A 12,646-nucleotide genomic window follows, 5' to 3' on the forward strand; every position below is an offset into this window, starting at 1 on the left:
GTTTTACTTCGCTACCAAACTGGTATCGGTACCAGTTTGGAAATCTCGCCTATAGGCATGAAAGGCACCACTATGACAGACAAGACTCGCATCGCCGTAATCGGCCTCGGCTCTATGGGATACGGCATGGCAAAGTGCTGTCTCAAAGCGGGCCTCACGACCTATGGCTACGACATCATGCCCGCCCAGATGGAAAAGTTTCAATCCGAGGGCGGCGCTGTCGGAGCATTGGATGACGTCGCAAGCTCCCTCGATTGCGCCATGATCGTCGTGCTGAATGCCCCACAGACGGAAGCGGTATTGTTTGGTGATAACGGGATCGTTGCAAAACTGAGTAAGGGCGCTGTGGTGGTTGCCTGTGCAACTGTTCCACCCGCATTCGCACGAGACATGGAAGCACGATGCGCCGAACACGGTATTTTGTATCTGGACGCGCCGATTTCTGGTGGTTCTCTAAAGGCCGCAAGCGGCAATCTTTCCGTTATGGCTTCAGGCACTGCGGCCGCCTTTGAACGCGCACGTCCGACCCTTGAGGCCATATCTGAGCAAGTGTTTGAGCTTGGTGATACCGCCGGAGCGGGGTCCGCGATGAAGGCCGTCAATCAATTGCTTGCAGGGGTCAATCTCGCAACGATGACCGAAGCCCTCACCTTTGGCATGACCCAAGGCGTCACCCCCGAAAAGTTCTTTGAAGTGATCCCCAAATGTGCGGGCACTTCGTGGATGTTGGAAAACCGCACACCCCACATTGTGGATGGCGATTACACCCCCCGTAGCCAAATCGACATTTGGCCCAAAGACCTTGGCATTGTGCTCGACATCGCCAAGTCCGCCAAATTTAGCGCGCCCATCACGGCCACGGTAATGCAGCAATACCTTGTCGCATCTGGAATGGGTTACGGTGCCGAAGATGACGCCGCCCTTGCAAAAGTCTACGCCCGCAATGTGGGCCTCACGTTGCCGGGAGATGAATAATGAAACTGGGATGTGTTGGTGACGATTTCACGGGATCGAGCGATTTGGCGAATACCCTCGCAAAGGGGGGGATGAGAACCGTACAATACACGGGCATTCCCTCAGCCCCCGCACACAAAGATGTTGAAGCGGGCGTTATTGCACTCAAGTCTCGATCAATAGATCCCAAAGATGCCATTTCACAGTCTTTGGCGGCGTTGGATTGGTTGTTGGCGCAAGGCTGCACACAGATAATCTTTAAATACTGCTCGACGTTCGACTCGACCCAAGACGGCAATATCGGTCCTGTCGCAGATGCTTTGGCCGATGCGTTAAACGCCCATAAGGTGATTGTCTGTCCCGCCTTTCCTGGGACTGGGCGCTCCCTGTACCAAGGGCATCTTTTCGTCAAAGATCAATTGTTGAGTGAATGTGGGATGCAAAACCATCCCTTGACCCCCATGACAGACCCCGACATTCGCAGATGGTTGTCCCACCAGTCCAAGTATGACGTCGGCCATGTCGCGGCTCAGTCAGTCTTCCAAGGCGCATCGGCAATTTCCGCCGCTTTAGAGACACAACATGGCCTTTCAAAACGACACATTGTGGTCGATGCGATCCGCGATGAAGACCTGTTTGAAATCGGAAAAGCAGCGAAAGATTTGCCCCTGATCACGGGCGGCTCTGGTGTTGCCCTTGGGTTGCCCGCCAATTTCGGCTGCACCGCGTCGCGCGTGCCGTGGGTAGGACAAGCAGGCAAGGCCATTGCGCTTTCTGGTTCCTGTTCAATTGCGACACGAGCGCAGGTGGCTCAGCACGCAACCCACAGCCCCACTCGCGAAATCATCGCAGCGGACGTGATCGAGGGGCGTCTCACGGCGCAGGACATGGCCGATTGGTTGTTGACACAAGACGGGCTTCCCCTTGCGTTCAGCTCTGCCGATCCGGATGCGGTCAAAGCCATTCAAGAGCGTTTTGGTCGTGAGGCCTCAGCCACCGCATTAGAGGCGTTCTTTGCCGAATTGGCCTGTATTTGTGTCGAAAATGGAGTGACGCGCGTGATCACCGCAGGTGGCGAAACATCTGGTGCGGTCGTTGAAGGGCTATCATTGAACACGCTCGAAATTGGACCCGAAATTGATCCCGGAGTTCCTGCGTTGCGGGCTAGGGAAAACCTTGTTGTTGCCTTGAAGTCGGGTAACTTCGGAGCCGAAGATTTCTTTGAAAAGGCCGACCGGGTCTTGGCAGGTGACGCATGACCGAGAACGCATTACGTGAACAGATTTGCCTTCTGGCAAAATCACTGTTTGACCGTGGCTTGACCCACGGCAACACGGGCAATATTTCGGCCCGCACCGATGATGGCGGGCTTTTGGTATCTCCAACAGGGACAAGTTTCGGGCGTCTCGATCCCGCGCGGCTTAGCCGTTTTGACGCGACTGGCCGCCTAATATCAGGAGATCAGCCAACCAAAGAGATGCCACTGCACACCGCTTTTTATGACACACGCAGCACTGCGGGCGCCGTCGTGCATTTGCACTCGTGTCATTCCGTTGCGCTATCCATGACTCCAGATGCAAACGAAGATGACTTTCTTCCACCCTTCACGCCCTATGGAATTATGAAATTGGGCCGCGTTAAATTGCTGCCGTTTTTTCTACCTGGCGATCCCGCGATGGGAGACGCAGTGCGGGGGCTCGCAGGAAAACGCACTGCGGTGATGCTCGCCAATCATGGCCCTGTTGTTGCGGGCAAGGATGTCGAAGCGGCTTGCAACGCCGTGGAGGAATTGGAGGAGACCGCCAAACTGGCTCTGATGATGCGCGGCATAAAGGCGCGAATGCTGACCGCTGAACAAGTCGGCGCAGTCGTTTCAAAGTTTGATGTGGAGTGGGATGGATGACCTTATTTTCCGCCAACCTCGGGTTCCTATGGACTGAGTTGTCTTTGCCAGATGCTATTCGCGCAGCCAAAGTCGCCGGGTTTGATGCCGTTGAATGCCATTGGCCCTTTGACACTCCTGCGCAAGACGTGAAGGCCGCATTGGATGAAACGGGTTTACCGATGCTTGGTCTCAACACACGGCGCGGCAACCTGTCTCAAGGTGAAAACGGTTTAGCCGCTCTGGTCGGGCGCGAAGTGGATGCACGCACGGCAATCGATGAGGCTTTGGCCTATGCCGATGAAATCGGCGCGAAATGTGTGCATGTAATGGCTGGGTTTGCCTCTGGCGAGGAAGCGCGGCAAACCTTTATTGCGAATCTGACCTACGCCTGTAAGGCCGCCTCACAGCTCGGAAAAACCATCTTGATCGAGCCCCTCAACCGGCACGACGCACCTGGCTATTTCCTACAAACCACAGATCAAGCACGTGACGTTATCGAACACGTCGGGGAAGCAAACCTGAAACTCATGTTCGATTGCTATCACATTGGCCGCACTGAGGGCGATGTAGCAACGCGCGCCGAAGAACTGCTGCCGTTCATCGGCCATGTCCAGTTTGCATCCGTTCCTGACCGCGGGCCACCTGATCACGGGGAGCTTGATTACTGGTTCGTGTTTACAGCCTTTGATTCCCTTGGTTGGACCGCACCGCTCGGGGCGGAATACAAACCAAATGGCGATACAGACGCGACACTGGGTTGGATGAAGACGCTTCGTTAACGAAAAAGGGCGGCGCATCATGCACCGCCCCTTCTCAATTTGAACAAACAATCTCTATGCGTTTAGGCGTCGAGGTTTTCAACATTTAGCGCATTGTCCTGAATGAACTCACGGCGCGGCTCAACAACATCACCCATCAATTTAGTAAAGATGTCATCGGCTTCTGCGAAGTCGTCGATTTTGACCTGCAACAAAGTACGCGCCTCAGGGTCGAGCGTTGTCTCCCACAACTGATCCGGGTTCATCTCACCAAGACCTTTGTAGCGCTGAATCGACAGCCCCTTTTCACCCTCTTCAAGGATGGCATTCAACAGATCAACCGGCCCGTGAATAAGCGTTTCACGCTCCTTGCGTACAAGACGCGCAGGGTTGGTGTAGATGCCGCTTGTTGCCTCGACCTCTTTGTTGATACGCCGTGCTTCACCACCGCGCAAAATCGCACCGTCTAGAGTTCGGACCTCTTCAACGCCGCGCAAAGCACGGGTCAATCGAATGCCAACGTCTTGGGTCGGGCGTCCGGTCCAACCGCGCTCATATTCGAGCGCAATCTGATCAAGCCGCTTTGCAACTGCCTCTGCTGTTCCTGACAAATCAGCATCCACACGACCAGGCTCAAACGCGCCCGCGAGGGCCGCTTGCTCGACGATGTGACGCGGATAGTGTGTTGGGAAGGCCTCAAGAATACGCTTAAACGTCCGCGCGCCTTCGACGACACGCGCTAAGTCCGCACCTGCAATCTCTTCTCCAGAAGTCAGCCGCAACACAGCGCCATCGACCCCCTGCTGGATCAAGTATTCTTCCATCGCCGCTTGGTCTTTTAGGTAAACCTCGGACTTCCCACGCGCCACTTTGTAGAGCGGCGGTTGCGCGATAAAGAGGTGTCCCTGTTCGATCAATTGCGGCATCTGACGGAAGAAGAACGTCAGCAAAAGCGTACGGATGTGTGCGCCATCGACATCAGCATCAGTCATGATAACGATTTTATGGTAGCGCAGTTTGTCGAGATTGAATTCGTCTCGCCCGATTCCTGTGCCGAGCGCCATCACCAGGTTGCCGATCTCTTGGCTGCCGAGCATCCGGTCAAAACGGGCACGTTCCACGTTCAGGATTTTACCCTTCAAAGGCAAAATAGCCTGAGTCCGACGGTCGCGCCCCGTTTGAGCGGAGCCACCAGCGGAATCACCCTCCACGAGGAAGACTTCGGTTTGGCTCGGATCTTTCTCGGAGCAATCTTTGAGTTTGCCTGCGAGGAAATTCACATCCAATGCCGATTTGCGGCGGGTCAGTTCGCGGGCCTTACGAGCCGCTTCGCGCGCCATTGCCGCCTCGACGATTTTGGAGACAATCATCTTCGCCTCTGTGGGGTGCTCGTCAAACCACTCTGTTAACTTCTCACCCACAAGGTTTTCAACGGCGGGACGTACTTCAGACGACACGAGCTTGTCTTTGGTCTGAGAAGAGAACTTCGGATCGGGAACCTTTACTGAAAGGACACAGGTCAAACCTTCGCGTGCATCATCGCCAGTGAACGTGACCTTTTCGCGCTTCGCAATCCCGCTCTCTGCCGCATAGCGGGTCAACGTCCGCGTTAGAGCGCCACGGAACCCCGCGAGGTGCGTCCCGCCATCGCGCTGTGGGATGTTGTTGGTAAAAGGCAAGACATTTTCGTGGTAACTATCGTTCCACCACATTGCCACTTCGACACCAATATCGTCCCGCTCGCCTCTTACAAAAATCGGCTCGGGCATCATGGCCTGCTTCGATCTATCGATATATTTGACGAATTCCGCAACGCCGCCTTCGTAGAACAACTCGGTCTTGAGCGGTTCCGCGGGGCGCTGATCCTCAAGGATGATGCGCACGCCGGAATTCAAAAATGCCAGTTCGCGCAAGCGCTTCTCAAGCACATCAAATTTATAGTCGAGATCAGAGAACGTCCCTTCGGGATCATTGGTTTTGGCCGAAGCATAGAACCGCACTTCGGTGCCTGTTTCTTCACCGGCATCACCAATAACTTTCAAAGATTCCGATGTCTCACCCTTTTCAAAGCGGGCAACGTGGATTTTGCCATTGCGCCAGACTTTGAGCTCGAGCCATTCGGACAAGGCGTTCACAACCGACACACCAACGCCGTGCAGACCGCCAGATACCTTGTAGGAGTTGCTGTCGAACTTACCACCCGCATGCAACTGGGTCATGATAACTTCGGCTGCGGACACACCCTCTTCGTGGTGGATATCGACAGGAATTCCGCGCCCGTTATCGCGCACGGAAACGGAGCTATCCTTATGGATAATAACGGTCACGTAGTCGGCGTGACCCGCCAGCACTTCGTCAATCCCGTTATCGACAACCTCATAAACCATATGGTGCAGGCCAGAGCCGTCGTCCGTGTCACCGATATACATACCGGGGCGCTTTCGAACGGCTTCCAAGCCTCTGAGAACCTTGATGGAATCGGCGCCGTACTCAGGGCTTTGGGGTGTGTCGTCAGACATGCGTTTTCCTCGTCTTTTCTTTAACGATTTTATACGCCAATGCTTGAGGAATGTCACGTAAATGACACAAGATTTGGTGGTTTTAACCGATCAGGTAAATGGGATCACAAAGGCCACCAAGACCAACAAAATACCTGCCGTTCTGTTCATGCGGCGTATCCCGTCAGGCGAGTTCAACCAGCCGCGGACTTTACCCACGAAGGCGGCGATAATGAGGTTACCCATCAACGGTACTACCGCCGACACAAAACAGATCGCGACGATGTCTGGCTTGGTGAGGGCAGAGAGATCAAAGAAACCTGGCAAGAGGCCCATATAGAACAATATCGCCTTTGGGTTACTGATAATGACAGCAAGGCCCGCAAGAAATCCCGCGGCCATACCTGGACGGGTCAATCGACTGTCCGACGAAATCTTTTTGTCAGCATGACGGATAAGTAGCGTCCCCATCACGAGGAACATAATCACCGCAATCCACCGCATGACAGTCAAAAACGCCGCAAATTCCGATACGATCCACGTCACCCCTAGAATGGCCAAAAGCGGCCAAAGCACATCACCGACCACAACGCCCAGTGCCAAAGGTGCAGCTGAGGAAAACCCGCCCGACATAGAACGTGCCAACATGGCGACCCAAACCGGACCAGGGGTTAGGAACAGGATCAAAAGGGCAAAGGCATATAGGCCCAGTTCTGAGACACCAAGAGTCATGACAGCTCTTTCAAGTGGGAGGCGCCGGCATCATCCGTGACCTCGAAATGGGAGGCGCGAGGCCCCAATTCGGCAAAGAGTTCCGGTCCGGTTCCGGTCATAAATGCCTGCGCACCAAGAGCGCAAATCTCATCATAAAGCGCAGCCCGACGCCCCGCATCGAGATGCGCCGCAACTTCATCCAACAAGAGAATTGGCGCCGCGCCAAAATCCTCCGCAAGCGCCCGCCCGTTCGCCAATATAAGCGAAATCAGCAGTGCCTTTTGCTCTCCCGTCGAACACTGGTCCGCAGAGACCTCTTTAGCAGTATAGGTGCCGCTCATATCGGCACGATGAGGGCCGATGAGTGTGCGCCCTGCTTGCAGATCCCGCTGGCGATTGTCAGACAGAGCCGCAAGAAGATCGTCTTCGCTTTCAGGGAGCGGCTTGTCATCCGACGCCTGTAGCTCCAACGCCGCTGCGGGAAATGCCGTTTGTGCGCCGACTTGAGCCGCCGCCAGCCGCTCAAGAGTCATCAAACGGTTCGTCATGATCACAGCACCTTGCTTGGCCATTTGAGCCTCAAGTGCCCCATACCAATGAGCATCACGCACCATATCTTTCAGTAGGCGATTGCGTTCACGCATGGCCTTTTCATAGGCCAAGACTGCTTCGGCATGGCGTGGCTCGAACGACATCACCATACGGTCAAGAAACCGCCTACGTCCTTCTGGGCTTTCGATCCAAAGTCGATCCATTGCCGGGATGAGCCAAACCACACGCGCCACACGCCCTAACGCGATTTGCGCCGCTGCTTTTCCGTCAATCTTCACCGATCGCGATTGTCCTGCCTCTGCCCATGTTTCGATCTCATGCGACTGATAGAGGGAGCGCAGTTCCGCACGCACTTTCCACCCGAGACGCTCTGGCTTGCGTGCAATCTCATCGGGCGACGCCCGCCGCAACCCGCGCCCTGGCGAGAGTAGTGAGACCGCTTCGAGAATATTGGTTTTCCCGGCACCATTCGGCCCGTAAATCGCAACAGGCCGCCCGTCCAATTCGAGACGTGCGGCCCTGTGCGAGCGAAAATGCGACAGGCTTAGCTCTTCGAGATAAAGGCCGCCCATCGCGCCTCACTTGTCTTTCTGGCGTTTGAAATACTCAAACACGCATCGGCATCACAACATAGACAGCGGAGGTATCATTTCCTTCGCGCATCAAGGTTGGGTCACCCGACGAATTAAATAGGAACACCGCGTTTTCACGATCTACCTGCGACGCAATTTCGAGCAAGTATTTGGCGTTGAAGCCAATCTCCAAACGCTCGTCATTGTAAGCGACAGAAAGCTCTTCTTCGGCGGCACCGCTGTCTGGCGCATTGACTGACAGGGTCAGCTTATCAACGTCGAGCGACAGCTTCACGGCGCGAGAGCGCTCGGACGACACCGTAGCCACACGGTCGACAGCCTTGGCAAATTCGGCCGCGTCCACTTCGAGTTTGCGGGTATTTCCAACGGGAATAACGCGCGTGTAATCAGGGAACGTTCCGTCGATCACTTTCGACGTCAGCGTGATTGTCGGTGTTGCAAAACGTACTTTGGCCTCAGAGACAGACACGGCAATCGTCATATCGTCATCATCGAGAAGCTTACGCAATTCGCCAACGGTTTTACGCGGCACGATAACACCGGGCATATCCGCAGCCCCTTCGGGAAGGGGTGCATCAACGCGCGCCAACCGGTGCCCGTCGGTCGCAACGCAGCGCAGAACTTTGCCGCCCTCTGCATCCGAGATGTGCATATAGACGCCGTTGAGATAATAGCGGGTCTCTTCGGTCGAGATTGCAAATTTGGATTTGTCGAACAGACGACGCAACACGGGTGCAGGAACCGCAAAATTACTCTCGTAATCCGCGTTCGCCATGACGGGAAAATCTTCTTTTGGCAGCGTAGCCAATGAGAAGTTCGAGCGGCCTGCCTCGACCGTTAAACGGCCCGATGCGCCATCGTCGGTCAGTTGAACCATAGAGCCATCAGGCAGTTTGCGCACGATCTCATGGAGCGTCACGGCGGACACCGTAGTGGAACCCGCACGCTCAACCATCGCGTTACATTTGTCGACAACTTCGATGTCGAGGTCCGTGGCGCGGAACGATACATTGCTTCCTTCCGCCTCAATCAAGACGTTGGCGAGAATTGGAATGGTGTTGCGGCGCTCGACAACGGATTGCGCCTGTCCCACGGCCTTTAGAAGCTCGCCGCGTTCAATGCTGATTTTCATACCACCCTCGTATGTACATTTTGCCGGGGAGTTGAACGTAAACCATTCACCGCGCGGCGCAAGATATTGTTTGTTCGGACTGTGTTGCGTTACAGCACAACCGTCAAGGGCAAGCGCCCCTGAGGAGATAAATTGTCACTCGGAATCAGCGTTATTGCCACATGTCGTACAGATCAGGCTTCGAGAAGGCGACCCAGCAGCTCCAGATCGTCGGCAATCTGGCTATCAGACGCTTTCAACTCTTCGATACGACGCACACCATGCATGACCGTTGTATGATCCCGTCCACCAAACCGACGTCCGATTTCGGGCAGCGACCGTGAAGTCATTTGCTTGGACAGATACATGGCAACCTGACGCGGACGGGCAATGGCGCGAACGCGTTTGGGACCGATCATGTCGCTCAGGCGGATCGAATAGTGCTCGGAAACACGGCGTTGGATTTCTTCAACCGTCACTTTGCGCTCGGATGCCTTGAGAATATCGGCAAGGCATTCCTGCGTCATTTCCAGTGTGATCTCGCGACCAACAAGCGACGCAAAGGCGAACAAGCGCATCAACGCCCCTTCAAGGACACGGACGTTTGTGGTGATGCGATGGGCCAGAAATTCAAGCACGCCATTATTGAACACCAAATCGGGGTACTGCTGGCGATAGTTTTCCGCCTTGGTTTGCAGAACGCCAAGACGCAGTTCGTAATCGGTCGGGTGAAGATCCACGACAAGACCGCATTGCAGGCGTGATTTGATGCGATCTTCAAGGTCTTTGATCTCACCGGGGGCGCGATCAGCAGAAATGATGATCTGTTTGTTTTGATCCACGAGCGCGTTAAAGGTGTGGAAGAACTCTTCTTGCGTGCTTTCCTTACCTGCAATGAACTGCACATCATCAACCATCAAAACATCCACGGAGCGGAACAACTGCTTGAAATCAATCATTTGCTTGTCACGAAGCGCTTGAACAAAGCGGTACATGAATTGTTCTGCGGAGAGGTAAAGAACGCGAAGTTCGGGATTACGGATCTGAATTTCGTGGGCGATTGCGTGCATCAGGTGGGTCTTACCGAGGCCAACACCGCCATAAAGGAACAAAGGATTGAATGTCACAGGACCGCCCTCGGCCACACGGCGCGCGGCAGCGTGAGCCAATTCATTGGGCTTACCGACGACAAAATTTTCAAACGTGAAACGGGCATCGAGAGGCGCACCAGGAAGATCGGACTGCGCAGGAGCAGACTGCGACACTGGTGCGGTATAGCTCGGCTCTTGGATCGCAGCTTGAGTCGCGACGGCCTGCGCCTGTGTGGCGACAACTTGAAACTCTACGCGCGACGTCGGCGCATTGGCCGCTTTTAGGTGCGCTAGGATTTTATCCGCGAAATTGCGCGACACCCAGTTGGCCATAAAGCTGGTTGGTACAGAAAACACCGCTACGCCGTTTTCGATTTTCGTCAGATCAAGCGGTTCAATCCAGTTTGAATAATTGTTTTGCCCAATATCATCGAGCAAGCCTTGCTTTACACGTCCCCACGTATTTTTCATTTTTCTTGTTCGACCCAATTTATCGTTTTCGTTGACCACGGCACTGCGCCCCGGCTGACACTTCATGAGTGTCGTGGATGATGCGCTCACGTCCCTTGGTAAGGAACCATGGCTCATACCGATTGAGCGCCGGCACCTCCCTGCCGATCTTCAAACGGGATTAAGCCCCGACTGTCCCAAATCCAAAATCAGCCAAACCTTAGAGACGGCGGATACATGAGTATCCGCCAAGCCCACACGACTTAGCGCATCTAGATTCGGGTCCTTGGACCGTCGGACGCACTCACGTTTATGCGTGAGATTGGCCGAAAACTTCACATAGGTTCCCTAAACCTATGCAAAACCTAGAAATTACAACACGTTAGACTCGACCCTCAACAATTGGGCCTTTCTTAACTACGTGCGTATTCCTCATGTCCCCCCAAGACGAAATGAATCGCAGGCTGAAATTAGCCCTCTCAGACAAGCCCGCGCAATCTAACTTCGCGCTTGACTCTACCTTTGCTGAAATCGAATCTGAAAAGCCTTTTTTTTACGAAGATGTCGTGGCGTATTTGCCTCAAATCTACTGTGAGCCGTCTCGGGATCAATTTGCCTATTGCCAGACTCAGGGTGCTTTTGGTAGCGGCGCCACCCCACCGAGATTCGCTGCGCCACAGCATCAAATTCACGGAGACCAGAGCCATTCGCGCAATAAAAAACGCGCCCTGAGGCGCGTTTTCTTCTTCCGATATGTCAATCGGTTTAGCCGATCGATTTAACGCGAGCAGCCAAACGGGACATTTTGCGGGATGCGGTATTTTTGTGCAGGATACCTTTAGTCACACCGCGCATAAGCTCGGGCTGAGCTGCACGAAGTGCTTCTTGGGCAGCCACTTTATCACCAGATTCAATGGCTTCTTCAAGTGTGCGAAGGAAAGTGCGGATGCGCGAACGACGTGCTTTGTTGACGTCTGTGCGACGAACGGCCTGACGGGCGCGTTTCTTGGACTGAGCAGAGTTTGCCATGATTTAGTGTCCCTCTTGGGGTTGATTGCAATTTCGGTAGCGCAACGGACCCCAATTACCCGAACGGGCACCCAAAACTGGGTTGGTCAAATCATAGCCTAAGCGGGCTCCACGCGCATGTAGGCGTCCCTTTAGACGAGAATCATGACAAAGGGAAGCTCTTTGTGCCCAAAAGTCCTTGCTCATTTATCGCGGAACTGCGGGGCCCGTTTTTCAAGGAACGCATCCATGCCCTCGCATTGATCATCCGTAGCGAAAAGAGCGTGGAATGAGCGGCGCTCGAACAACAGGCCTTCGGCCATGGTTGTTTCATAGGCGCGATTAACGGCTTCTTTTGCGGCCATAACGGCGATCTGGCTCTTCTCTGCGATCTTGCCTGCTGTCTCCAAAGCATCCTCAATCAGCCGCGCTGCCGGAACGACGCGCGACACAAGACCAGAGCGCTCCGCCTCTTCCGCGTCCATAAAGCGCCCCGTGAGATGCATTTCCATCGCTTTGGATTTCCCCACGAACCGCGTCAGGCGCTGTGTCCCACCAAGGCCCGCCATGATACCCAGATTAATTTCGGGTTGGCCAAACTTTGCAGTATCCGCAGCAATGATAAAGTCACACATCATCGCCAATTCACACCCCCCGCCCAAGGCGTAACCTGCTACGGCCGCAATCACGGGTTTGCGCGTTGCCGTAATTGCATTGGCTTCCGATGCAAAGAAATCCGTAAGCGCCATATCCGCGAAACTCTTTTTGGACATCTCCTTGATATCCGCGCCCGCAGCAAAGGCCTTGTCTGACCCCGTAATGACAATAGCACGCACTTTGGGGTCTTTGTCGGCTGCCGCCAAAGCTGTGGCCAACTCGCCAAGAAGTTCGGAATTCAGTGCATTCAATGCGTCGGGACGGTCAAGCCGGATGAGCGCAATAGAATTTTTTGTTTCGGATTTGATCGTTGAATAGGCCATGTGATCATCCTTGATTAGAGCACGCGCGTGACTTCTATCAGCCTACGCGGCA

Annotated in this window: 11 protein-coding genes; 4 read left to right on the top strand and 7 right to left on the bottom strand. The window is 54.4% G+C overall.

Translation table 11 applies throughout. The features are described 5' to 3' along the window. Window positions 1–72 precede the first annotated feature (72 nt). From ltnD to ACN0TS_RS05900, 4 genes are read left to right on the top strand one after another with little or no spacing between them, the layout of a single operon-like run. Window positions 73–975 (top strand): L-threonate dehydrogenase, encoded by a 903-nt coding sequence (gene ltnD / locus ACN0TS_RS05885; RefSeq protein ID WP_417258408.1) that lies wholly within the window; start codon window positions 73–75, stop codon window positions 973–975. Then, window positions 975–2,213 carry a 3-oxo-tetronate kinase gene (gene otnK / locus ACN0TS_RS05890; RefSeq protein WP_417258409.1) on the top strand — a complete coding sequence of 413 codons (1,239 nt, stop codon included), beginning with the start codon at window positions 975–977 and terminating at the stop codon, window positions 2,211–2,213. The genes ltnD and otnK overlap by 1 nt, the downstream gene beginning before the upstream one ends. Further along, on the top strand, window positions 2,210–2,857 hold the full coding sequence (locus ACN0TS_RS05895) for an aldolase (RefSeq protein ID WP_417258410.1): 648 nt from the start codon (window positions 2,210–2,212) through the stop codon (window positions 2,855–2,857). The genes otnK and ACN0TS_RS05895 overlap by 4 nt, the downstream gene beginning before the upstream one ends. Further along, entirely contained in the window at window positions 2,854–3,618 is a 765-nt protein-coding gene (locus tag ACN0TS_RS05900; protein WP_417258411.1) for a hydroxypyruvate isomerase family protein, read from the top strand. The genes ACN0TS_RS05895 and ACN0TS_RS05900 overlap by 4 nt, the downstream gene beginning before the upstream one ends. A 62-nt stretch (window positions 3,619–3,680) precedes the next feature. Here ACN0TS_RS05900 and gyrB read toward each other — a convergent pair whose 3' ends face one another. From gyrB to ACN0TS_RS05935, 7 genes are all read right to left on the bottom strand, one after another. Then, on the bottom strand, window positions 3,681–6,116 hold the full coding sequence (gene gyrB / locus ACN0TS_RS05905) for a DNA topoisomerase (ATP-hydrolyzing) subunit B (RefSeq protein ID WP_417258412.1): 2,436 nt from the start codon (window positions 6,114–6,116) through the stop codon (window positions 3,681–3,683). Window positions 6,117–6,206: 90 nt separating this feature from the next. Continuing rightward, entirely contained in the window at window positions 6,207–6,827 is a 621-nt protein-coding gene (locus tag ACN0TS_RS05910) for a LysE family translocator (RefSeq protein WP_417258413.1), read from the bottom strand. After that, window positions 6,824–7,933 carry a DNA replication/repair protein RecF gene (gene recF, locus ACN0TS_RS05915; RefSeq protein WP_417258414.1) on the bottom strand — a complete coding sequence of 370 codons (1,110 nt, stop codon included), beginning with the start codon at window positions 7,931–7,933 and terminating at the stop codon, window positions 6,824–6,826. The genes ACN0TS_RS05910 and recF overlap by 4 nt, the downstream gene beginning before the upstream one ends. Window positions 7,934–7,967: 34 nt before the next feature. Then, window positions 7,968–9,086: a DNA polymerase III subunit beta gene (gene dnaN / locus ACN0TS_RS05920; protein ID WP_417258415.1), complete on the bottom strand. Its 1,119-nt coding sequence runs from the start codon at window positions 9,084–9,086 to the stop codon at window positions 7,968–7,970. Between the two features lie 173 nt (window positions 9,087–9,259). Beyond that, on the bottom strand, window positions 9,260–10,693 hold the full coding sequence (dnaA, locus tag ACN0TS_RS05925) for a chromosomal replication initiator protein DnaA (protein ID WP_417258734.1): 1,434 nt from the start codon (window positions 10,691–10,693) through the stop codon (window positions 9,260–9,262). A 678-nt stretch (window positions 10,694–11,371) separates the two neighbouring features. Further along, window positions 11,372–11,635 carry a 30S ribosomal protein S20 gene (rpsT, locus tag ACN0TS_RS05930; RefSeq protein WP_417258416.1) on the bottom strand — a complete coding sequence of 88 codons (264 nt, stop codon included), beginning with the start codon at window positions 11,633–11,635 and terminating at the stop codon, window positions 11,372–11,374. A gap of 182 nt (window positions 11,636–11,817) precedes the next feature. Next, window positions 11,818–12,594, bottom strand: a complete 777-nt coding sequence (locus tag ACN0TS_RS05935; RefSeq protein WP_417258417.1) for an enoyl-CoA hydratase — start codon at window positions 12,592–12,594, stop codon at window positions 11,818–11,820. Window positions 12,595–12,646: the final 52 nt, after the last annotated feature.

Origin of the sequence: Celeribacter sp., assembly GCF_048266405.1 — a bacterium.
Taxonomy (GTDB): Bacteria; Pseudomonadota; Alphaproteobacteria; order Rhodobacterales; family Rhodobacteraceae; genus Celeribacter.

What these genes read in the sequence shown, in the direction of transcription:
- ACN0TS_RS05895 (WP_417258410.1), top strand. Translation starts at nt 2,210, where the DNA reads ATGACCGAGAACGCATTACGTGAACAGATTTGCCTTCTGGCAAAATCA.
- recF (WP_417258414.1), bottom strand. Translation starts at nt 7,933, where the DNA reads ATGGGCGGCCTTTATCTCGAAGAGCTAAGCCTGTCGCATTTTCGCTCG.
- otnK (WP_417258409.1), top strand. Translation starts at nt 975, where the DNA reads ATGAAACTGGGATGTGTTGGTGACGATTTCACGGGATCGAGCGATTTG.
- ltnD (WP_417258408.1), top strand. Translation starts at nt 73, where the DNA reads ATGACAGACAAGACTCGCATCGCCGTAATCGGCCTCGGCTCTATGGGA.
- gyrB (WP_417258412.1), bottom strand. Translation starts at nt 6,116, where the DNA reads ATGTCTGACGACACACCCCAAAGCCCTGAGTACGGCGCCGATTCCATC.
- ACN0TS_RS05910 (WP_417258413.1), bottom strand. Translation starts at nt 6,827, where the DNA reads ATGACTCTTGGTGTCTCAGAACTGGGCCTATATGCCTTTGCCCTTTTG.
- rpsT (WP_417258416.1), bottom strand. Translation starts at nt 11,635, where the DNA reads ATGGCAAACTCTGCTCAGTCCAAGAAACGCGCCCGTCAGGCCGTTCGT.
- dnaA (WP_417258734.1), bottom strand. Translation starts at nt 10,693, where the DNA reads ATGAAGTGTCAGCCGGGGCGCAGTGCCGTGGTCAACGAAAACGATAAA.
- ACN0TS_RS05900 (WP_417258411.1), top strand. Translation starts at nt 2,854, where the DNA reads ATGACCTTATTTTCCGCCAACCTCGGGTTCCTATGGACTGAGTTGTCT.
- ACN0TS_RS05935 (WP_417258417.1), bottom strand. Translation starts at nt 12,594, where the DNA reads ATGGCCTATTCAACGATCAAATCCGAAACAAAAAATTCTATTGCGCTC.
- dnaN (WP_417258415.1), bottom strand. Translation starts at nt 9,086, where the DNA reads ATGAAAATCAGCATTGAACGCGGCGAGCTTCTAAAGGCCGTGGGACAG.